Below are 20,263 nucleotides of genomic sequence, written 5' to 3' on the forward strand. Positions count from 1 at the left end.
TCGACAGACGATTTCCTCGCCATGCTCGCTGCCGAGCGAGGCGCGGCGCGCAACACTATCCTTGCCTACGGGCGTGATCTCGAACAGGCCGAGGCGCTGATCGGTGGGGCGCTGGACACAGCAACGCCCGCGCAACTGGCCAGGCTCGGCCAGGGCTGGTCTTCGCTTGCCCCGGCCACGCTCGCGCGGAAAGTGTCGGCTTTGCGGCAGTTTTTCGGCTTTCTCGTCGACGAAGGTCTGCGCGAGGACGATCCCACCCATGCCCTTCCTCGTCCGACAGCGCGCCGCCCGCTACCGAAAATTCTTTCGCATGACCAGGTGGAGGCCCTTTTCGCTACAGCGGAGGAAGAGGCGGTGACAGGCACACCTGCCGCTGTTCGACTGCTAACACTTATCGAGATGCTCTACGGGTCGGGCCTGCGCGCGACGGAGCTGGTGTCGTTGCCGGTTTCCGCCGTGCCGCGCGATGCCCCGTTCATGACGGTCATGGGGAAAGGCGGGCAGGCCAGGCTGGTCCCGGTCAGCCGCCGTGCCGACAAAGCGCTGAAACGCTGGCTGCCGCTTCGGGATGCTGATTCGCCGTGGCTGTTCCCGTCGCGCAATGGCCATCTTTCGCGTGTGCGGCTGTTCCAGCTCCTCAAGGAACTGGCAGTGCGCGCCGATTTGCCGCCCGAAAAGTTGAGCCCGCATGTCCTGCGACATGCTTTCGCGACGCATCTGCTCGAAGGCGGGGCGGACCTTCGCGCTTTGCAGACGCTGCTTGGACATGCGGATATTTCGACAACCCAGATATACACTCATGTCGATGCGGCGCGTTTGGTAAAGCTGGTGAACGAGCGGCATCCGCTTGCGCGCGCGCCATCTTCGGACTAGCGCGAGCGCATGATTTCCTATCTCGAATTCGAGAAGCCGGTTGCCGAGCTCGAACAGCGCATCGCCGAACTGCGCAGCGCCTCGGAAGGCGACGATGTCGATATTTCCAACGAACTTCAACGGCTCGAACTGAAAAGCGCCAATTTGCTCGCGAGCACTTACGAGTCGCTCAGTCCGTGGCAGAAAACGCAGGTCGCGCGGCATCCTTCGCGCCCGCATTTTCGTGATTACGTCGAACACGCGTTCGAGGAATTTGTGCCGCTGGGCGGTGATCGCTGTTATGGCGACGATGAGGCGATCCTCGGTGGTCTCGCCAAGCTGAACGGTCGCAAGGTGGTGCTGATCGGCCACGAAAAGGGTAACGATACCGCCAGCCGGATCCGCCACAATTTCGGCATGGGCAAGCCCGAAGGGTATCGCAAGGCGATTCGCCTGATGGAATTGGCAGGCCGATTCGGTCTGCCGGTGGTGACGCTGGTGGATACGTCCGGGGCATTCCCGGGAATCGAGGCCGAGGAAAGAGGTCAGGCCGAAGCAATCGCCCGGTCCACCGAAGCCTGTCTTGCGCTTCCGGTCCCCATGGTCGCCGCGATTGTCGGTGAAGGGGGCTCCGGCGGCGCCGTCGCGCTGGCCAGTGCCGAGCGGGTGCTGATGATGGAGCATGCGGTTTATTCCGTCATTTCGCCCGAGGGGTGCGCCTCGATCTTATGGCGTACGGCGGAGCGGGCGCCGGATGCGGCGGAGGCGATGAAGGTCACTGCGCAGGATCTCGAGAGTCTCGGGGTGATCGATCGCATCGTGGCCGAACCTGTCGGAGGTGCGCATCGCGATCCGCGACTGGCCGCGACGACGCTGGGATCGGCAATCGGCGAAGAACTCGACAAGCTGGGTCAGCTCCCCTCGGATAAGCTGAGGCGCATGCGCGAGGAACGCTTTCTCGCCATGGCGGGCTGAAACAAAGCGCCGGGGCGCGGGAACCACGCGCGCCTGCTCAGGTTCTTCCTACCGTATACGAACACAGCCGTGCGGGTCGCAATGGACGGTTCGCGCGCGCTTGCAGATCGGGGAGAACCGTTCATGTCGCGCATAAGACTCGCCGCCGCCACTTCTGTCACCGCACTATCGCTTGGTCTGTCCGCCTGTATGGGCGGGGGAGACATTCCCAGCGCATCCACACCGATTACGCAAAGCGAGGCGCAGATGGGGGCCAAGGCCCATCCCCAACTGCTCGACGAGTTCGGCGGTGCGATGAGCGGTTCGCATGCCCAATATGTCGCGCAGGTCGGCAAGAATATCGCCGTCCAGTCCGGGCTCGGAAACGCCCGCGAATCGTTTACCGTCTCGCTGCTCAACAGCCCGGTAAACAACGCCTTCGCCATTCCCGGCGGCTATATTTATACAACTCGTCAGTTGGTCGCGCTGATGAACAACGAGGCCGAGCTGGCCGGGGTGCTGGGGCACGAGGTCGGCCATGTCGCCGCCCGCCACTCGCAGCGTCGCCAGGCTGCGGCCCAGCGCAATACGTTGCTTGGTGCCGCCGGAGCGATCCTGTCCGGACTACTGCTGGGCAATAGCGGGTTGGGGCAGCAGCTCGGCCAGGCGGCCCTGCAGGGGTCGCAGCTCCTGACGCTGAAATTCTCGCGCAGTCAGGAACTCGAGGCTGACGAACTGGGTATCCGCTATCTGAATCAGGCCGGATACGACCCGAGGGCCATGGGAACCGTGCTTCGCAGCCTGGCTTTGCAGAATGCTCTCGACGCGCGTGTTCAGGGGCGCGACAATGCGCGGCTCCCCGAATGGGCATCGACGCATCCCGACCCTGCCAGTCGGGTGCAGACCGCATTGTCCAAGGCCCAGGCAACCGGTGGTGCGGGTGGCATTACAAATCGCGACACGTTCCTGTCGCGGATCGACGGGCTGACCTATGGCGACGATCCGTCGCAAGGCGTCGTCGAGGGGCGCCAGTTCATTCATCCCGATTTGCGGCTCGCCTTCACCGCGCCACAAGGCTTTTACATGATGAACGGCACGCGTGCGGTATCGATCAATGGCCAGAGCGGGCAGGCGCAGTTTACGCTCGCACCCTACAACAACAATCTCGACAGCTATGTGGCCAGCGTATTTGCAGGATTGAGCAAGCAGCAGCAGGTGCGACCGCAATCGATCCAGAAAACGAGCGTGAATGGCCTGCCGGCCGCGTATGGCACTGCGCGGGTCAATTCGAACAGCGGTCAGGTCGACGTCACGGTTTTCGCCTACGAGTTTTCCAATGATCGGGCTTACCACTTCCTCGCCATTACACCGGCGGGACGGGCGTCCACGTTCAACCAGATGTTCTCCTCGATGCGGCGGATCGATGCGCGAACTGCGGCCAATGTCATACCGCGCGTGATCGATGTGGTGACGGTGCAGAGCGGTGACACGGTTAAATCGCTCGCACGGCGGATGGCTTACAGCGACAGCCAGGTGGAGCGCTTCCGCGTATTGAATGGACTAACCTCGAACGAGAATGTCCGGCCGGGCCAGAAGATAAAAATCGTCGTCCGGGGTCGGTAAGGCCGGACGACCACATCATGCACGAAAAAGGGCGGCGGGTTCTACCCGCCGCCCTGATCTTTAGTTCCTGATCTCTTAACTATTCTTTCGCTTCTTTGTTCGCCTCGCTCATCGTGGTCGAGACCTTGTTGAAGGTCGAGCTCAGTTCGCCCCCGAGGCTGTTCATCGCGGTAATCGCGGCAACGGCGATCAGCGCGGCAATGAGGCCATATTCAATGGCGGTTGCACCTTCTTCGTCGCGGCGCAGCTTGCGGAAAAACTTCATCTGTCGTCTCCTGGTTCAGTCTTCGTACCCGGCTCGTTCCGTAAATACGGTTCGAGCAATTTCGCTTTCTGCATGGAAGAGATTGAAAAACTCCTAATCCCCATGGCCATGCCGATTGCCCCGTTAGATGCCTATCGCCGCAACCACCGCGGTTTCGACTTTCGACCACATGGCGATTACCGAAGCACCGAATGATTGGATCGCACCAACCATGGCGAGAAAGATCAGAGCGAGGATCAGCCCGTATTCGACGGCAGTGGCACCGCGTGTGTCACGTCCCAGTTTGTGCAGGAAATTGACCATTCGCGTTGCCCCAATCGCCACTTGTCCAAGCTGACGGTAGGGGAGTACGGCCAAGCCGGTTAAAAAAGCGTTGAGAAGGCCTGAGGTTTTGGAAAAAATCCCGACATGGACCTGTGTCGTCGCCTTGGCCCTGTCCGACGGTCGGGGGCAATGGCTGATGCAGCGGAGACCGGACGACAAGCACCATGGCGGCCTGTGGGAATTTCCCGGCGGCAAGGTCGAAACGGGCGAAAAACCGCGAGATGCGTTGGTGCGTGAGATCGACGAGGAACTCGGCATTACGATTCGAAAAAGCGATCTCATGCCCGTTGCCTTCGCGGAAGAAGGCGCAGTTGAAGGTCGTCCGCCGATTGTCATATTGCTTTACAGATCGCTGTATGACGGCAGCCCGCTATGCGCTCGGGAAGGCGGCGAACTCGGCTGGTTCGACCCACAGGGGGTTGCGCGACTGGACAAACCGCCATTGGATATCTCACTGACGACGCAGTTGTTCGAAAAACTGTGATTTAGGGATTGCCAAGACGCAGGCGCCTGCCTATTTGGCGCCCTCCAAGCGCGCCCGTAGCTCAGCTGGATAGAGCACCAGACTACGAATCTGGGGGCCGGAGGTTCGAATCCTTCCGGGCGCGCCAATTTCCCATGGAAGTACGCACTGGGGGCGTGTTGCCTTCGAGAGTGCTCACCGCCTGAACCAGGCTAGCCACCGGACCGCGCACGACGGTGATACGGGGCCTTGCGATTGCGTGTTCGCGGGCGGATGGTCTGCGTAGTTGTCTCGCAAAATATGACTGCTTGGCCTGGACGTGTGGACGATGAAGCGAATTTGGCTGCTTGCGAGGTGTTCGCTCGATCACCGTCCTAATGGTCAATTTCGGCGGAGCGAAGCCCCGGCATAGGGATCGTAGTCGGCCGACGGCAGTGGTCCGCGCGTCTCTTTCGGGATGAACACCATGGGCTGTGGCGCGGGGGGCGAGGCCGACTGCCATGCCCCGGCAAGCCCCACCGCGATCACAGGGGCACCGAGAAGGACGAAGCAGCCGAGGATGACCCGCATGCCTTGTCTTATGGGCATTTGGCCCATCAACATAAGCAGGCCGACAAGGCTGACGGCAAGGATGGACAGTCCGGTCGCCAGGCTGCCAAGCAGAAGATCGTTTATCCACCCGATGGCTCCGGCAAGAGCGGTTTCGGATCCGGGAGGCGCGGCGGGTCCGTTCATTCGGCCACCATGACCTGCGACACCTGGCGGCGGCCGCTGCGCCGCTCGAGCTGGACGAAGACATCGATGCTTTCGCGCACGTAGTGCCGCACATCGTCGCGCGACAGCCGCGAGCCGGTCTGGAGGACAAGCAGGGCAAGCTGTTCGTTCGCCCTTTGCGGCGTATCGGCGTGGATCGTGGTCATCGAGCCGGGATGGCCGGTGTTGACCGCGCGCAGGAAAGTGAAGGCTTCCGAGCCGCGCAGTTCGCCCAAGATGATCCGGTCGGGGCGCATACGCAGTGCGGCGATGAGCAGATCCTCCGCGCTGACATCGGCTTCCGCGAGGCGTCCGCGCGCCGCAATCAGGCCCACGGCATTGGGATGTTCGATCCGCAATTCCTCGGTATCCTCGATCGTCAGCAGGCGCTCGTCGCGCGGGATCTCTGCCAGCAGGGCATTGAGGAAGGTCGTCTTGCCACTCGAAGTCCCACCCGAGACGATGATGTTGCGCCGTGTCCTGACAGCCTCGGCGAGGATGGCGGGCGCATCCTTTTCACCGAGAGTATGCCAGCTGCGCTCGCGGTCGAGCGCGGTATCGCCCTCGGCGAGACCCTCGAAAGCACCGCTATCGCGCCAATCGGCGAGCGAGAATTCAGCCTTCACGTGCCGCCGGATGGCGAGCACATGCCCACCGCGGGTCGCCGGAGGGGCGACAATCTGGACGCGCGATCCATCGGGCAGGGAGGCGGCCAGCAGCGGCGCGGCGCGGCTGATCCCCTGTGATCCGTGCGCAGCTATCTGGCGGGCAAGGCGGGCGAGGAGTTGCTCGGTCAGCGCGGGATCCTCGTGGTGTTCGATCCCGCCTTCTAGACTCTCGATCCAGATCTCGCCGGGCCGGTTCACATAGATATCGGTGACGTCCGCGCGGGCGAGCCATGTGGCAAGCGGAGCCAGGAAATTGTCGAGGTAAAAGCCCGGAGCCTCCGTAGGTGGGGTGACTTCCATCACGGTTCGACGCTCGAGAAATCGAGGTCGTTGGCGACGAAGACCGACACGCTGGTGCCGTGGCGGACCTTGAGCGTCGGCCGGATTTCGCCCTCCGCGATGCGCGGTGTCACATTCTGTGTGCTGCCCGGAAGCGCGACGATCACGCCATCGGTCGCCTCCCGGGTCGCAACCCCGACGCCGATATCGAGCACGGATTGCAGCAGCGCGCCGCCGAAGCGCTGGAAGAACTTGCTGTCGACCTTGCCCCTGACCCCGGCGCGTCCCAGCGGGTCGGAGGCAGGCGAATCGAGCGCGATGGTCACGCCGTCGGGGCGGATCAGCCGCGTCCAGCGAATGAGCGCGCGGTTCTGCCCGCGCTGCAGTTCGGCATCGTATTCGCCGTAGAGACGGCTGCCACGCGGGATAAGGACGCGCGATCCATCGAAGCCGTGAATGTCGCGTTGAACGAGCGCGCGCACGCCGCCGGGCCGTGTGGAATCGAGCGCGGTTTCGAGCACGGCGGGGATCACCGTGCCCTGCGGAACGGTGCGCGAGGGTTTTTCGAACCGGGCTGCGTTGATCCGCTCCACCGTACCGGCTGCCGCTGGCGATGCCGATTGTGCCGCCGAAGGGACGGGAGGCGCGGAAAATATCACCGGCGGTTCGACCGGGCGGAATGGCTCTCGCGGAACATAGGGAGGATCGGCGGGGGCCGCTTGAACGATCACGCGCGGAGCTTGGACGGGTGCGTTGGGCGTGGGCGCCGCCCGTGTCGGTGCCGCTTGCGCAAGCGGCCCGCGTTCGCCGAGAGGTCCGCGCCCGAAATCCCCGGGCAAGGCCAGTGGTGGCGGGGATGCGATGCGAGCGCCGGGCTCCGGAACCGTGCCGAGCGGGCCTTCCTGTTCGAGCGTCGCGCGCCTCTCGCTCATCAGAGACACGATCCAGCCCCCGCCGATGAGCAAAGCGATCAGGAAGGCAGCCAGGCCGAGCTTGCCGGAGCTACCGGTAGCCACCACCGGTCGGACATCGTTGGTCCGAGGTGTCTCGTTCGATGTCGAGGATGCCGTGGTCATGATGCTTCCTCGGGTGTGTCGTTGCGCCGCGCGGTTGCCTTGTCCTTGTCGATCCGGAACACCAGCTCGCCATAGACCCGATCGATGACGAAGACGCCGTCGCGCATGTAGCCGTTGACGACCTCTTCTTCGCCCGTCGGGCCAATGGCGAAGACAGCCGGCAAAGCCTGTCCGGGAGCATAGGTTATGCGGGTCTTGATACCGTCGTCGAAAAGGCTCGCCGGTTGAACTTCCCGGTCGCCGCGCAAGCGATAGCGCCAGCTCTGCAGCGGGCGGGGGTCTGCTTCGGATTGGGCCTCATGAGCGGCATCAACGAGCGCATCCTTTACAAAGCGTACAAGCAAGGCAGCGGAATGGCTGGGCTCGACACGCAGGGAAAAATTGTAGCTCCGCCCCGCGTACCGATATCGAGCGTTCCCATGCGTGCATTTTCGGTTGGAAGGATCATGAAGGAATTGCGGTCCGAAGACACGCGGATCCGGAAATCGTCACCTTCGCCCGGCGTCACGCCCGTTATATACTCGCCGGGTTCGAGTAGAACCGTGATCGGCGTTTCGGGCAGCATGGTGAGCAGCACGGGCGAGCCCGGGATGAACCGCAGACTCTGAATGCGGGGCGTATCGGCGCCCGGTTGCGGCGTGGTCTGCGCTGCCAGAGCCATCGGCCAAACGGCCAATCCTGCGAGGGTCGCCAGTCTCATCATGCGGCGGGTTCGGCAAGCGGAGCGGACTGGGGCAAACGCGGCCCCCTTGTTTCCGGAAGAGCTTCTTGATCCCGGCGATAGCGCGATACCTGAAATCCGAGCGGATTGACGAGCCGATCATCGGCGCTCATTTCCGCGCCGCTGAATCGATAATTGATGACCGCGGCCCAGTGCTCGGGAGCCTGCTCGCGGCCACCGCGATCCGTGCGGACGGTGATGAAGCGTACCAGTGCACTGTCGCTCGAAAGCGAGGAGACGCTCTTCACCTCGGTGCGCAGGGTCGCCCCATTGCCCAGTTGCGCGATCGGGCTCGAAGGGTTGGAAGAGTTCATCGAGGCGACGTAGCGCTGGCGGGCATCTCCTTCGCTCCACAGTGCCACCTTGCGGTAATCGCGCTGCAGATTTGCTGCATCGAAGCTCTCGCGCGCGATGACATATTGCGCGAGAAACGAGCGGGTAAGCGCGGTGTCCGGGCTTACCGATGCCGCACCGAGCGGGGCCAGCTCTTCGACATAGCCGGTCTGGCGATCGACCAGAAGTGTATAGGGCACCACCGTTTTCAGGGGCAGCATGATAACGAGTGCGAGCGCCAGCAGCAGGGCAATTGCTCCTGCGCAGGCGGCTACGATCCATGCGATGCGGCGCGAACGCTCGAGATCCTCGGTGATGCTGGCGCCCCAGCTATCCGAAATCTCGACCTTTTCGCCATCGATAGTGTGATGTGCGTTCATACGCCTTGGTCCCTACGTGTGCCTGCGAGAGAGCGTCGCTGCGAGGTGCGGCGCCAGGAACTGCCCAAGGGCTCGACGCTACGCTCGCGGCTCGTGGCGGCATTGCCTTGCGAAGCATCACCGCCTGTCCGTGTCAGAAGGCGATGATCGGTGCGCTCGTGATGGAAACTCTCTTCGCGCCTTAGCTGCGTTTCCATGTGATCGACCAGACGCTGCGAGCGCGATTGGGCAAAGGTCGGCGCTGGGTCGCCGCGAAGGGCCGGGGAGCGCTCTGTCGCCGACACCCGCAAGTCCGACAGCGCCGGAAAAGTCATCCAGCCTCGATTGAAGGCGATTTTGGCCATGAGCCAGATCGACCCGAACTGGATCAGCGCGAAACCGAGGGTCAGCGCGAGCAATTCGGTCGGCGCAGCGGGCGTTGCATAGCCGAGGCCCCGGAGCCGGAGCGCATCGCCGAGCCACGGCAGCAAGATGGCGAGTTGTCCAGCCGCCGCGACGCTCACCGCTGCGGATCCCATCAGAGCCAGCACCAGCGCGCGCAGCCAGCCTGCGAAAATTCCACGCGTCGCCTCGAAGAGCAGCAGGCCCGCGGCCAGGGGAGCCAAGGCCAGCAGTAGTCCGGCGATAATGCGGAGCAGCCCGTAGCTGCCCAATATTCCGGTCAGATAGAACAGGCGGGCAAGGCCGAAGGAGTCTTCATCCTCCAGAGCCTGGCCTTGGAACGTCCCGCCGGGTTCGTCGGCGTCGACATAGGCGCCGGTCTGCCGCCCGGTCCCCTGCTCGATCAGCCGGAGCATGGCGTCGTCGGCTTGCTGGAGACCGCCGACGAGAGTTGTCTGCTGCGGCATGATCGAAGCGCCCGCGCTTGCTGCCAATTCTCCCGGCCCATCGAGCACCACATCGTGGATCATCGTGCGAAAGGCGGGCCAGGAAAACGCAAGGGTAAGGACGATCCCGACTTTGATGACATCGCCCACCACGTCGCGCCCCCCCGGCGCAGGGCCGAACAGCAGGCGGATGCCGAACAGCGCGACGAACAGGGTTAGCAGCCCCGTCATGACCGTGGCCGCAAGCGAACCGGGGTGTCCCAGCGCCTGCCAGCCATAGCTGCCCAGATAGGCTGCCTGGCAATCAATGGCCCCAAGCACACGGGTGAGGAATTGATCGCCGGTCAGGATTGCGGGACAGGCCATCTGTGTCAGGCCGCCTTGCCCAGCAGCGGGCCCATCCATTTGGCGGGGTCCTCGCCGTGCTGCTTTACGAGTTCGTCGAACAGGCGGACCGTGCTTTCACGGCCCGAAAGGATGGTCAGAAGCTCTTTCTCGCCCGATAGGTCGAGCCTGGCGACCACGCTGTCCTTGCCGTGCCGGATAAGGAAGCAGTGCGCGCTGTCGGGCAAAGTGCGTACCAGCTCGAACTCGTGGCGCGAGAGGCCAAAGCCGTTGATATAGTCCTCGGCGCGCGCCTTGGGGTTGATCATGAAGATCTGCGTTGCCGCCTGCTCGATGATCGCGCTGGCGATCCGGCTTTCGAGCGCATCCTGTGCGCTTTGCGTAGCAAAGCCGACGATGCCGTTGCGCTTGCGGATGGTCTTTTCCCAATCCTTGATCCGGCGCACGAAGACATCGTCGTCGAGCGCCTTCCAACCTTCGTCGATGACGATGATCGCCGGCGTTCCGTCGAGCCGCTGTTCGACCCGGTGGAAGAAGTAGAGCATCGCGGGCGTGCGCGCGACGGGATCGTCGAGGATCGCCGTCATGTCGAAACCGACGGTCTCTTGTGACAGATCGGTCAGGTCACGCTCGTTGTCGAACAACCAGGCGCGGTCTCCCTCGCCCCACCAGTCCCGCATGCGCGAATAGAGGTCTCCTGCTCGTGGGCGGTCGCCCCCTCGGAACAGCTCGACCAGATGGCGTAGGCGTCGCCGTTCCGGCGGTGCTGTGAAGTTAGTGTCGATCGCCTCGCGCACCTGTTCGGCTTCGCTTTCGTCGAGCCCGCCGACGAGTAGCCCGAGCCATTCGGCAAGGAATACGCGTGCCTGGGGCGTATCCTTCAGCTGGAGCGGATTGAGGCCGCTGGGCGCTTCGGGGCGAAGGCGGTCATAGGTGCCTCCGATAGCGCGGATAAACAGTTCCGCACCCCGGTCCTTGTCGAAGAAAATCGTGCGCGGGCGATATTTGCGCGCTTGCGCCAATAGGAAATTGAGCACCACCGTCTTGCCCGATCCCGAGGGGCCGATAACAGTGAAATTGCCCAGGTCATGCGCATGGAAGTTGAAGAAATAGGGGCCGGCCGCGGTCGTTTCGAACAGCGTGACCGCTTCGCCCCAATGGTTGCGTGAAGCCTTCCCGACCGGGAAGTTATGCAGGCTGGCAAACCCTGCGAAATTGGTTGTCGAGACGAGGCCACGCCGGGCGATATAGCGGAAATTGCCCGGAAACTGCGCCCAGAAGGCGGGCTCGAGCGCAATGTCCTCGCGCACGGCGGTGATGCCGAGATCGGCGAGCAGGGCGATCACTTCGGCAACATGGCTGTCGAGCTCGGCAAGGCTGTCGGCATGTATCGCCATGGTGGTGTGGTGTTCGCCGAAGCCGGCGCGACCCGCCGCAACCTCGTCCTTGGCGATCGCCAACTCGTCGCGCAGCGACAGCGCCTCGTCTTCGGCGGATTTCATGCGCCGCAACGCCAGGTTCATCCGGCCCAGCGCCGCGCCGCGTTCGACGAAGGCGAAGCTCTGGCTCATCGTCATCTCGAAGGGCAGGCGGGTCAGTTCGTCGAACATGCCCGGCATGGTCGATTGCGGCCAATCCTTGACCGAGACCAGCGCGACGAAGCGGCGGTCGAGCGGGCCCGTGGGCGCCAGTTCGACCGTATCGATTCCGAAGCTCGCCCGTCTCGCAGGCAGGTGATGGCCGATATCGCCATGCGGCACGACGACGGGACGCATATCGCCGTTGTACAGGTAAGAGAGAAACTCCAAGGGCTCGGAGCGTGTACCATCGTCGCTCTCGTAGGTGGACAGCACCTGCGGATCGTATTGGCCGAGCGCTGCAACCAAGGCTTCGCGGGCGTTGTCGAGCGAGTGTTTTTCCGCCGCGAGCAGGGCGGCCCGATTATCGGTCGCCGAAGCAAACAGGCCCTTGAGCCTGTCGGCAATCCCCATCCGCCCCTGTGTCGGACGGCGCATGATGGTGAGGAAGAGCTCGTTCACATAGAGCTGGCGGCGAGACAACCGAGCCCGCCAACGCTCGTCGAGCCGCTCGGAGAAGGCATCGGGGAACTCGGCCCGCATGGCCACATCGGCCCGCCGCCTCACGATATGATGGTAGATGGCGAAGCGTGAATTGCCGATCGCGCGCAGCATCGCATCGCGCAATTCGGCCCGGTAGTTCAATTCCTCGCTATCGGCGGTTTCGAACAAGAGGCCGCCCAGACGGATGGTCTGCATCAGCAGTCCATCGCGCGTCTCGATCGTCCGCTCGTCTAGGTGACGGGCATAGGGAAGATGATTTCCAGCCGGCGCCTCACGGGCGATGACTTTCGGATCGCGCGTCAAGGCCGGTAGGAGTTGCATTTCCACAGATCGTAATTCTTTACCCGCGGGCAATTGCGCACGCGCGTGATCCACAGATCGAAAAACCTCGGCTCCCTCAGGCACAGAAGCGCGCCGATGCCGTGCAGCGCGACCGCGACCAGCAGCACCCACCAAGAACGGAACAATAGGAAGAGCTCGACCGCGATCACCGCATTGATAACGAAGAACGTGTAGGTGACGCCCGCGAACATCTGCGGACGGGTTAACGCAGTAAAGCAAACGTCGCGGCGTAACTGATCGGTCATTGCGAAGGTTTCTGCGCCCCATTCCCTGTTGGACTGCAGCTTCCCCTGTTTCCTCCGAAATTACAAGAGCGAAACGTAATGACCGGTCCGTCAGCTCATGGTATATCACTAAATAGAATAGGACTTAGGTTGTTTGCGGGCTTTAACTTCGGTCGTTTGAAAAAGTTTGTCAGCTTGCGATTGCTGTGACTTGCATAACCTTAAAATTCCGTCATGATTGCGCGAATCAGGGGGCTATGATGATGAAATCAAATCCGTTGAAGTATATATTGGGCTGTCTAGTCCTGACTATGGGATTCCCATCTTCAGGGGCCGTAGCATCGGAAACTGTAACCTATACGTACGACGCAAAAGGAAGACTGGTGAAAGTGGAGCGTACCGGAGGCAGCAATAACAGTGCGAAGACTGAATACGAACATGACAGGGCGGATAATCGAAAGCGAGTGAAAACGACCGGTTCGAATCAATGACTCAATGATGATGTGGGCTCATGCCGGTGGAGAGCCAAATGGGAAACGCTGTGGGGATTGCAGCTAAGAATTGAGGAAGGCGCCGTCGGGCGCATCTGAAAAAGAAATGGGGGTTGCGTGTGAAAAACGGTTCGTCTCGCTGCTTGAAAAACATTCTTCTAGCATCGACAATTCTTTGCGCAGGTCTATCGTCGCCATCGCTCGCACAGCAGACGGCGGCTCCTACCGAGAATTGGGTCGCAACGGACGAAAATGGTGTCGATCTGGCCAATGGCCGATATTATCTCGATATCGTCGAGGGTAGCATCGGTTCGGGCGATGGTGCGCTTTCGCTCGTCAGATATTACGGGCAGGCTGGATTGCAGGACAATTGGTCGGGCACGCTGCAGCTGTGGGGCACCGGGCAGACAGCCGTCGTTTCGCTTGGCAAGATTTCCGAGAAGTTCACCAAAAGCGGTTCGACTTGGATTTCGGCGAAGGCGAATGGCGGCAATTTGACGGATATCCCGGGTGGTTGGCTGTATCGGTCGTCGGACGGTATTGCGATCAAATATCAGAAGCCATCCACAATGACTTATGACAGTGGGTCCATCCCGGTTTCTTATGGCGGTCCCGGATGTTCTCAAGACGGCAATAGGTGCGGGCTGCCCGTCGAAGTGACTGCACCGAATGGTGTTGTCTATGAGATGGTATGGGACGTCCGATTGCATTGCACGTCGGGGGACAACCGGTTATAATTGGCGGGTGGGAAGAGCCAAGCAACCAATCGTGTATCGCACCATTCCGACTACAGTCGGTAAGTAGCAACTCCAACTATTCCATGGAGTTCGCCTTCGAGTCAGATCAGGCGACTTTCAACGGTGGTTTCCCCCCACCAACCTTTTGGAATCGCAAGTCGGTCAAGTTCTATCAAACCTCGCAGGGACCAAACGGCGCCGGCTCCCAGATCGTCACCTATCAGCGTCCGTCGAGCAATGTTCTGGTAATCGCCAACAGCCAGTCCGGAGACTGGCGTATCACCACCAATGGCGGAAATCTGGCGATCAGAAAGCCGGGACGCAGTACCGATACTCTGTTCGTCAATCGCGATACCGCCAATCGCGTCACTTCGGTAACCGACGATGGCGCGACGACATCCTACAGTTGGAATTCCATCGGAGGGAATACGGTGCTCGATCGGAGCGATGCGAGCGGCGCTGATGGCCGTGTCGTGACCGACCCGAGCATCGGTCGCCCAGGCACCGTAACGGACTCTCGCGGTGCGTCGACGGTGAACAGCTACGATTCCAACGGGCGGTTGACACGCGCTACCTATCCGGAAGGCAATTATATCCAGTATGTCCGCGATGCGCGCGGCAACGTGACCCAGACGCGGAGAGTCGGCAAAGACGGCAGCGTGATTTCGTCGAGCGCCGGTTACGACACCACATGTTCGAATACGCTTAAATGCAACAAGCCGAACTATATCATCGATGAGCGTGGCAAGCGAACCGACTATGTTTATGGGCCTACCCACGGCATGGTCACTGAAATCCGGCGTCCGGCGCCTGCCAGCGGGCAAACACGGCCGACGACCTATTTCGAATACAGCCAGATCGCAAACAAGTGGAAGCTCACCAAGAGGCGAGACTGCAGCTCTGCTGCAAACTGCGCGGGTTCGGCGAACGAGCGCGTTGCAACCTATGGCTACGATACCTACGGTCGACATCCGGTCACGATCACTACCGCCAGCGGCAACGGCGCGGTCAGTTCCACCAGCCAGCTCGGCTACGATGCTCGCGGCAACGTGACCAGCGTCGACGGCCCTTTGTCGGGCGGCGGCGATACCACGCATTATTTCTATGACGCGCGCGACCGGCGTCGCGGCATCATCGGCCCTGATCCGGACGGCGGCGGGGCGATGTTGCGCCAAGCGATTCGGTATACATTCGATGCTGGCGGCAACATCCTGTTCGCCGATGTCGGAACGGCGACCGGAACGGGCGAAACACATTTGAACACCATGACGGTTCGCCAGCGGATCGAGAACATTTACGACAGCAAGGGGCGCCGAACGCAGCAGCGGCTCGTTTCCGCCGAACAGATCTACAACCTCACGCAATACAGCTACGATGCCGAGAACCGGCTGTCGTGCCAGGCGATCCGGATGAATCCGGCGACCTATGCCACGCTTCCGTCTTCGGCCTGTGTGCTCGCGGCGCAGGGATCGCACGGACCGGATCGAATTACACGGTACCACTATGATCGCGATGATCGCGTTGTGCGGGTCGAAAGCGGTGTTGGGACGGCAGCGGCATCGAACGATTTCGTGGCGACCTTTACCCTCAACGGACTGACCCAGACGCTGACCGATGGTGAAAGCAACCGCACGACCTACACATACGATGCCTTCGACCGGCTGTCGCGCACACTCTTCCCGCATCCGACCGCGAAGAATACCTCGAACGGAGCGGACTACGAACAGCTCGGCTACGATGCAGCAAGCAATATCGTAAGCCGGCGCCTGCGCGACGGGCAGACGATCGGTTATGGCTATGACAATCTGAACCGGCTCGTCTCGAAGAACCTGCCCGGCTCAGAGCCGGATGCAAGCTACGCCTACGATTTGCTAGGGCGGCTGACGCAAGCGGTGCAGAACGGCCAGACCCTGACTTTCGGTCATGATGCGTTGGGAAGAAACACGAGTCAGTCAGGCCCGCATGGCACGCTGGGCTATCAATACGATGCAGCGGGCAGACGCACGCGGATGACCTATCCCGATGGGTTTTTCGTCACTTATGAATATCTGACGGATGGGTCGATTCTGCGGATGCGCGAAAATGGTGGCGCGACCATTCTGGCGAACTGGGGTTATAACAGCGCCGGTGAACCGACCGGTCTGACCTATGCCAACGGGACTTCGCAATCGGTTGCGCTTGATCCGCTCGGGCGCTTGAGTTCGCTGGTGACCAATCTCGTGGGTAGCTCAGCGGACAACACACGCGGCTTTGCCTACAATCCCGCCGGACAGATCGCGCAGACGACGCAGTCGAACGACAGTTACGCGTTCAACGCGCTCGCCAATGCCGACCGGCCCTATACGGTGAATGGACGCAATCAGTACACGCAGGTCGGATCGACCGCCCTTGGCCACGATGCGCGCGGTAATCTGACCGGTTCGGGCGGCGATACGTTCGGTTATTCGAGCGAGAACTTCCTCACCAGCTACAGCCATGCGCAAGGGTCGGGCACGCTGTCCTACGATCCGCTGGGTCGGCTCTATCGCTATACCGCGCCGCAGGTCGATACGCGCTTCGCCTATGACGGTATCGATATGATCGGGGAATACAATGCCTCGGGCACGCTGCTGCGGCGTTATGTCCACGGCCCCGGGATCGACAACCCGCTGGTCTGGTACGAAGGCGCGGGGACGGCCGGTCGGCGCTATCTGCACAAGGACGAACGGGGCAGCGTGATTGCGGTGAGCAATGCCTCTGGCGCGATGCTGGCGATCAACAGCTACGATGAACACGGCATTCCGGGCACGGGCGGGCTGGGGCGGTTCCGCTATACCGGGCAGACATGGTTGCCGGAACTGGGCCTCTACTATTACAAGGCCCGTATGTATTCGCCCACGCTCGGCCGGTTCATGCAGACCGATCCGATCGGCTATGCCGACGGGATGAACATGTACGCCTATGTCGGCGGCGATCCGGTGAACATGGTCGATCCGCTGGGGCTTAGTTGTGTGACGATTGGACCTGGGGTAAATAGTGCCGGGGAAATCTCGCCTGCTGTAACATATTGTGACGACGGCGGTGGCGGTGGCGGTGGCGGCGGTCCCCCGCCACGTTCACGCGGGCCTTCTGGTCCCCCGTCCGGTCCATTTGGTCCTGGTGGAGGTGGAGGTGCTCCACCGCCGAAAAAAGAAGAGCCGCAAAATGATGAGCCTTGCCCCACCACTTCTGCTGGCGATCTCGCAACCGCTGTTGGGCATGCAGAGACAGCTCACAGTGCTTTCGAAGAGCTTGCTGAAGTAGGTGGTGGGGGAAAGTATCTCCGCCCAACAGGCGTTGTTGGCAGCGTCGTTAGTTCGACAGCAACCGCAGTGGACAGTGCTGCACGCGGGGAGACAATGGATGTCACTTTCGCTCGCGTAGTTCTTCCTGCGATCGGAGGCATTGCAGGGGGCGCGATAGGAGCAGTTGGCGGCACAGCGCTGGCTGGGCCATTCGGTGGTGCTGCCGGTGCCGTCGCGCTGGGAGCCGGTGGGGCTGAATTAGGTTCCTACCTTGCTGATCTCTATGCCGCCGATGCGCCTAGGCCGAGAGGTTGCAGGTAAAACTATGATGAGGAGCGAGACCACATATCGGAAGTTGCCTGTCGTGATGTGGGCTGCCGTCTTCTTCGCCTGCTCGGTATGGTTATACCTCGCCCCGCTTTCCGCCGGTAGAATGAGGGGTGTGTTGAGGACAGAGGATGGACTAACACTTCTGGGGATGGCGGCGCTGGCGGCTTCGGTCGCAATCACGGTATTAGCTTTGATATATGCAGTTCGTGCCCTCTTTGGTTTGCCCGCCATATCGAGCGATGGTCAAAAGCTGCGAGTTTACCTATTTCCGTTTAAGACCATTCTGCTCTCCGAGATTGATCGGATTGTGGTAAAGCCAAACGACACCGAGATTTACGATAAGGATGGCAAGAAGCATAAAATAAACACGCGTCTGACGAATGATGCCGAATCCTTCTTTGAGGAAATCAGTACAGGTCTGCCCTAGGACCTGCCGAAAAGTGACAAACCAGTTGACTGCAACATCTTCCAAAATCTCTCAGGAGCTATTGCTCAAGGGCTGGAAATTGGTTCGGATGTAACGAATGGCTTATCCGATCTCGCCTATATCGCGGCGCTATCGGGTCTTGCGCCATCGGCAGTTTTGGGAGCGGCTGCTGATCTGACCTCGGCAGGAACCGATGGTCTATCCTATCTCTTCGATCTAGCTGCAGGTAACGATATTAGAGGTCGCCTTGGCGCGTCTGGACTTAAGTTAATCCCAGATTCGGCGGCTGCCAAGGCTCTAGGTAAAGGGTTGAAAGGAACCGAGCTTGAGAACCGTATCACGGAGGGAATCGTCGACGCGATGACGCCAGAGACAAAGCGTAGGTGTGGGATCTGATTATGGGTGAGAGTTTGCCACGCTTTCTATCGTGCGTTTGCTCAATCTTGCTGATCCCAGCATCGCTGTTTTTCGATGCTACGGTCTTCTATGCCTTATGTGCCGTGAATTTCATTCTGTTCCATAGCATCTGGCTCTCTCGATATGTCACCGAGGAAGGCTTTGCCTTTACAAACGATTTTTTTATGCGCGAGATGAGACTGCCGATCATCCTGTTCGCGGTTTGCGGCCTAGTCGGCTTGGTTTTGACCTTCGAAAGTTAGCTACGCAAATCTTCTTATTGACCATCCCGGCTCAGTAACCGGATCGGCCCTCGCAGTATGGAAAGCCTTAGGGCGCACACCGACAGCGCCGGTGAACCGACCGGTCTGACCTATGCCAACGGGACTTCGCAATCGGTCGCGCTTGATCCGCTCGGGCGCTTGAGTTCGCTGGTGACCAATCTCGTGGGTAGCTCAGCGGACAACACACGCGGCTTTGCGTACAATCCCGCCGGACAGATCGCGCAGACGACGCAGTCGAACGACAGTTACGTGTTCAACGCGCTCGCCAATGCCGACCGGCCCTATACGGTGAATGGACGCAATCAGTATACGCAGGTCGGATCGACCGCCCTTGGCTACGATGCGCGCGGTAATCTGACCGGTTCGGGCGGCGATACGTTCGGTTATTCGAGCGAGAACTTCCTCACCGGCTACAGCCATGCGCAAGGGTCGGGCACGCTGTCCTACGATCCGCTGGGTCGGCTCTATCGCTATACCGCGCCGCAGGTCGATACGCGCTTCGCCTATGACGGTATCGATATGATCGGGGAATACAATGCCTCGGGCACGCTGCTGCGGCGTTACGTGCATGGCCCCGGGATCGACAATCCGCTGGTCTGGTACGAAGGCGCGGGGACGGCCGGTCGGCGCTATCTGCACAAGGACGAACGGGGCAGCGTGATTGCGGTGAGCAATGCCTCTGGCGCGATGCTGGCGATCAACAGCTACGATGAACACGGCATTCCGGGCACGGGCGGGCTGGGGCGGTTCCGCTATACCGGGCAGACATGGTTGCCGGAACTGGGCCTCTACTATTACAAGGCCCGTATGTATTCGCCCACGCTCGGCCGGTTCATGCAGACCGATCCGATCGGCTATGCCGACGGGATGAACATGTACGCCTATGTCGGGGGCGATCCGGTGAACATGGTCGATCCGCTGGGGTTGTGCGGCAAAGAAAGTGCCGGATCCACCGAAAACGGGGTAAAGGGTGAATGTGCGACTGACGACGGCGGCAGTGGTGGCGGCGGCGGAAGTGTCATCGTCGTAACTGGCACCCGTGGTGGTGGTGGTGGTGGTGGTGGCGGAAATGTTATTGTCGTCACCGGCCGCCGCTGGCAAGCGAGCTGTAGCGTATGTGGAAACACCGCTGCCCTTGGGTTCGGCGGCAATGGACGCGTCATCGACACGGGACAGGGAAGTGTCGGAGGAGCGCCGCCTCCGCCCCCGCCGCAAATTGATGACAACGTCATCGTCGTTACGCCTCGTCGTAATCCTTATACAGATGAAATTGAATTGGACCCCTTCGGAGATTTCGGACGATACATTTTTTCGCGGGTGGAGAGATATCGAAAAAAGGTAAATCGATGCCGAGCGGAGAGTGGCCTGTCACAGGAACAGGCCGATACTGTGGTCGGTCTCATAGGGCTTGGGTCCGAACTTGGGCGGATAGGGGGAGCCAACGGTGTTTTGGCAGGAGCAGCAGGAGCTGGTGTTCTTGGAGCCAGTGCAGCGACGATAAGTAATTTTGCGAACTGCATGTCGAATTGAGATGGCGAAGCGTGGTCTTAAAAGACCTCCCATCGTGATATTCGCTGTGATGGCGTTTATTGCTACGGTGTATGTTTACAATGAACACTCACGCAGCCCATTTTCTCGGCATGATTATACCTTTAAAATGAAATCGGAAAAGAGAAATTATGACTTTGCAGATTGTGTAGTCCGATCAAGCGGAAGCGATTCTGGGAATCCGATCCAGTATATAGGGCGATCGACCATTTATGGAGGCCCACCTAGCAAAGATATCGTATTGATATCTAAGGATAGAACTATAATTATAAATATT

19 protein-coding genes and 1 tRNA gene are annotated in these 20,263 nt (G+C 60.7%); 9 read left to right on the forward strand and 11 right to left on the reverse strand.

Annotated elements, in window-relative coordinates:
• Positions 1 to 21: 21 nt before the first annotated feature.
• The 3 genes from DVR09_RS08305 to DVR09_RS08315 all read left to right on the forward strand — a co-directional run bounded on the left by DVR09_RS08305 (position 22) and on the right by DVR09_RS08315 (position 3,429).
• On the forward strand, positions 22 to 873 hold the full coding sequence (locus DVR09_RS08305) for a tyrosine recombinase (RefSeq protein WP_234041608.1): 852 nt from the start codon (positions 22 to 24) through the stop codon (positions 871 to 873).
• 9 nt (positions 874 to 882) lie between these two features.
• Positions 883 to 1,827: an acetyl-CoA carboxylase carboxyltransferase subunit alpha gene (locus tag DVR09_RS08310; protein ID WP_115416522.1), complete on the forward strand. Its 945-nt coding sequence runs from the start codon at positions 883 to 885 to the stop codon at positions 1,825 to 1,827.
• A gap of 123 nt (positions 1,828 to 1,950) precedes the next feature.
• Positions 1,951 to 3,429: a M48 family metalloprotease gene (locus DVR09_RS08315; protein WP_115417862.1), complete on the forward strand. Its 1,479-nt coding sequence runs from the start codon at positions 1,951 to 1,953 to the stop codon at positions 3,427 to 3,429.
• A gap of 79 nt (positions 3,430 to 3,508) precedes the next feature.
• Here the strand turns inward: DVR09_RS08315 and DVR09_RS08320 are convergent, their stop codons facing one another.
• Positions 3,509 to 3,694 carry a Flp family type IVb pilin gene (locus DVR09_RS08320; protein ID WP_115416523.1) on the reverse strand — a complete coding sequence of 62 codons (186 nt, stop codon included), beginning with the start codon at positions 3,692 to 3,694 and terminating at the stop codon, positions 3,509 to 3,511.
• Between the two features lie 123 nt (positions 3,695 to 3,817).
• Positions 3,818 to 3,997: a Flp family type IVb pilin gene (locus tag DVR09_RS08325; protein WP_115416524.1), complete on the reverse strand. Its 180-nt coding sequence runs from the start codon at positions 3,995 to 3,997 to the stop codon at positions 3,818 to 3,820.
• 157 nt (positions 3,998 to 4,154) lie between these two features.
• On the opposite strand from DVR09_RS08325, the gene DVR09_RS08330 reads away from it, so the two are divergent.
• Positions 4,155 to 4,502, forward strand: a complete 348-nt coding sequence (locus DVR09_RS08330) for an NUDIX domain-containing protein (RefSeq protein ID WP_234041370.1) — start codon at positions 4,155 to 4,157, stop codon at positions 4,500 to 4,502.
• Positions 4,503 to 4,552: 50 nt separating this feature from the next.
• Positions 4,553 to 4,629: transfer RNA gene (locus DVR09_RS08335), tRNA-Arg, on the forward strand.
• A 233-nt stretch (positions 4,630 to 4,862) separates the two neighbouring features.
• Here the strand turns inward: DVR09_RS08335 and DVR09_RS08340 are convergent.
• The 9 genes from DVR09_RS08340 to DVR09_RS08380 are packed head-to-tail and all read right to left on the reverse strand — an operon-like array spanning position 4,863 to position 12,531.
• Positions 4,863 to 5,216 (reverse strand): TrbC/VirB2 family protein, encoded by a 354-nt coding sequence (locus DVR09_RS08340; protein WP_115416526.1) that lies wholly within the window; start codon positions 5,214 to 5,216, stop codon positions 4,863 to 4,865.
• Positions 5,213 to 6,202 (reverse strand): P-type DNA transfer ATPase VirB11, encoded by a 990-nt coding sequence (gene virB11 / locus DVR09_RS08345; RefSeq protein WP_115416527.1) that lies wholly within the window; start codon positions 6,200 to 6,202, stop codon positions 5,213 to 5,215. Before virB11 ends, DVR09_RS08340 begins: the two co-directional genes overlap by 4 nt.
• Positions 6,202 to 7,257: a TrbI/VirB10 family protein gene (locus tag DVR09_RS08350; RefSeq protein WP_115416528.1), complete on the reverse strand. Its 1,056-nt coding sequence runs from the start codon at positions 7,255 to 7,257 to the stop codon at positions 6,202 to 6,204. The genes virB11 and DVR09_RS08350 overlap by 1 nt, the downstream gene beginning before the upstream one ends.
• Entirely contained in the window at positions 7,254 to 7,601 is a 348-nt protein-coding gene (locus DVR09_RS08355) for a TrbG/VirB9 family P-type conjugative transfer protein (protein WP_234041371.1), read from the reverse strand. The genes DVR09_RS08350 and DVR09_RS08355 overlap by 4 nt, the downstream gene beginning before the upstream one ends.
• The gene (locus DVR09_RS08360; RefSeq protein ID WP_162814903.1) at positions 7,583 to 7,918 is read right to left on the reverse strand and encodes a hypothetical protein; all 336 of its coding nucleotides are present in this window, start codon (positions 7,916 to 7,918) and stop codon (positions 7,583 to 7,585) included. The genes DVR09_RS08355 and DVR09_RS08360 overlap by 19 nt, the downstream gene beginning before the upstream one ends.
• Before the next feature lie 38 nt (positions 7,919 to 7,956).
• Entirely contained in the window at positions 7,957 to 8,691 is a 735-nt protein-coding gene (locus DVR09_RS08365) for a VirB8 family type IV secretion system protein (protein ID WP_115416531.1), read from the reverse strand.
• Complete coding sequence (locus DVR09_RS08370) at positions 8,688 to 9,884, reverse strand: type IV secretion system protein (protein WP_162814904.1); 1,197 nt, start codon at positions 9,882 to 9,884, stop codon at positions 8,688 to 8,690. The genes DVR09_RS08365 and DVR09_RS08370 overlap by 4 nt, the downstream gene beginning before the upstream one ends.
• Before the next feature lie 5 nt (positions 9,885 to 9,889).
• Complete coding sequence (locus DVR09_RS08375) at positions 9,890 to 12,265, reverse strand: VirB4 family type IV secretion/conjugal transfer ATPase (RefSeq protein WP_115416533.1); 2,376 nt, start codon at positions 12,263 to 12,265, stop codon at positions 9,890 to 9,892.
• Positions 12,244 to 12,531, reverse strand: coding sequence for a VirB3 family type IV secretion system protein (locus tag DVR09_RS08380; RefSeq protein ID WP_115416534.1), 288 nt, complete (start codon positions 12,529 to 12,531; stop codon positions 12,244 to 12,246). The genes DVR09_RS08375 and DVR09_RS08380 overlap by 22 nt, the downstream gene beginning before the upstream one ends.
• 589 nt (positions 12,532 to 13,120) lie before the next feature.
• Between DVR09_RS08380 and DVR09_RS08390 the strand changes: the two genes are divergently transcribed.
• The 4 genes from DVR09_RS08390 to DVR09_RS08410 all read left to right on the forward strand — a co-directional run bounded on the left by DVR09_RS08390 (position 13,121) and on the right by DVR09_RS08410 (position 19,968).
• The gene (locus tag DVR09_RS08390) at positions 13,121 to 13,738 is read left to right on the forward strand and encodes a hypothetical protein (RefSeq protein ID WP_162814905.1); all 618 of its coding nucleotides are present in this window, start codon (positions 13,121 to 13,123) and stop codon (positions 13,736 to 13,738) included.
• Positions 13,739 to 13,821: 83 nt separating this feature from the next.
• The gene (locus DVR09_RS08395) at positions 13,822 to 17,322 is read left to right on the forward strand and encodes an RHS repeat-associated core domain-containing protein (RefSeq protein ID WP_162814906.1); all 3,501 of its coding nucleotides are present in this window, start codon (positions 13,822 to 13,824) and stop codon (positions 17,320 to 17,322) included.
• A gap of 46 nt (positions 17,323 to 17,368) precedes the next feature.
• Positions 17,369 to 17,758: a hypothetical protein gene (locus tag DVR09_RS08400; protein WP_162814907.1), complete on the forward strand. Its 390-nt coding sequence runs from the start codon at positions 17,369 to 17,371 to the stop codon at positions 17,756 to 17,758.
• A gap of 716 nt (positions 17,759 to 18,474) precedes the next feature.
• Positions 18,475 to 19,968, forward strand: a complete 1,494-nt coding sequence (locus DVR09_RS08410) for an RHS repeat-associated core domain-containing protein (protein WP_115416539.1) — start codon at positions 18,475 to 18,477, stop codon at positions 19,966 to 19,968.
• Positions 19,969 to 20,263 lie beyond the last annotated feature (295 nt).

The sequence above is a fragment of the Erythrobacter aureus genome (assembly GCF_003355455.1).
In the GTDB taxonomy this organism is placed as follows: Bacteria; Pseudomonadota; Alphaproteobacteria; order Sphingomonadales; family Sphingomonadaceae; genus Qipengyuania; species Qipengyuania aurea.

Coding starts and splice junctions, on each gene's coding strand:
- DVR09_RS08305 (WP_234041608.1), top strand. CDS start 22: ATGCTCGCTGCCGAGCGAGGCGCGGCGCGCAACACTATCCTTGCCTAC.
- DVR09_RS08310 (WP_115416522.1), top strand. CDS start 883: ATGATTTCCTATCTCGAATTCGAGAAGCCGGTTGCCGAGCTCGAACAG.
- DVR09_RS08315 (WP_115417862.1), top strand. CDS start 1,951: ATGTCGCGCATAAGACTCGCCGCCGCCACTTCTGTCACCGCACTATCG.
- DVR09_RS08320 (WP_115416523.1), bottom strand. CDS start 3,694: ATGAAGTTTTTCCGCAAGCTGCGCCGCGACGAAGAAGGTGCAACCGCC.
- DVR09_RS08325 (WP_115416524.1), bottom strand. CDS start 3,997: ATGGTCAATTTCCTGCACAAACTGGGACGTGACACACGCGGTGCCACT.
- DVR09_RS08330 (WP_234041370.1), top strand. CDS start 4,155: ATGCAGCGGAGACCGGACGACAAGCACCATGGCGGCCTGTGGGAATTT.
- DVR09_RS08340 (WP_115416526.1), bottom strand. CDS start 5,216: ATGAACGGACCCGCCGCGCCTCCCGGATCCGAAACCGCTCTTGCCGGA.
- virB11 (WP_115416527.1), bottom strand. CDS start 6,202: ATGGAAGTCACCCCACCTACGGAGGCTCCGGGCTTTTACCTCGACAAT.
- DVR09_RS08350 (WP_115416528.1), bottom strand. CDS start 7,257: ATGACCACGGCATCCTCGACATCGAACGAGACACCTCGGACCAACGAT.
- DVR09_RS08360 (WP_162814903.1), bottom strand. CDS start 7,918: ATGGCTCTGGCAGCGCAGACCACGCCGCAACCGGGCGCCGATACGCCC.
- DVR09_RS08365 (WP_115416531.1), bottom strand. CDS start 8,691: ATGAACGCACATCACACTATCGATGGCGAAAAGGTCGAGATTTCGGAT.
- DVR09_RS08370 (WP_162814904.1), bottom strand. CDS start 9,884: ATGGCCTGTCCCGCAATCCTGACCGGCGATCAATTCCTCACCCGTGTG.
- DVR09_RS08375 (WP_115416533.1), bottom strand. CDS start 12,265: ATGCAACTCCTACCGGCCTTGACGCGCGATCCGAAAGTCATCGCCCGT.
- DVR09_RS08380 (WP_115416534.1), bottom strand. CDS start 12,531: ATGACCGATCAGTTACGCCGCGACGTTTGCTTTACTGCGTTAACCCGT.
- DVR09_RS08395 (WP_162814906.1), top strand. CDS start 13,822: ATGGAGTTCGCCTTCGAGTCAGATCAGGCGACTTTCAACGGTGGTTTC.
- DVR09_RS08400 (WP_162814907.1), top strand. CDS start 17,369: ATGTGGGCTGCCGTCTTCTTCGCCTGCTCGGTATGGTTATACCTCGCC.
- DVR09_RS08410 (WP_115416539.1), top strand. CDS start 18,475: ATGGAAAGCCTTAGGGCGCACACCGACAGCGCCGGTGAACCGACCGGT.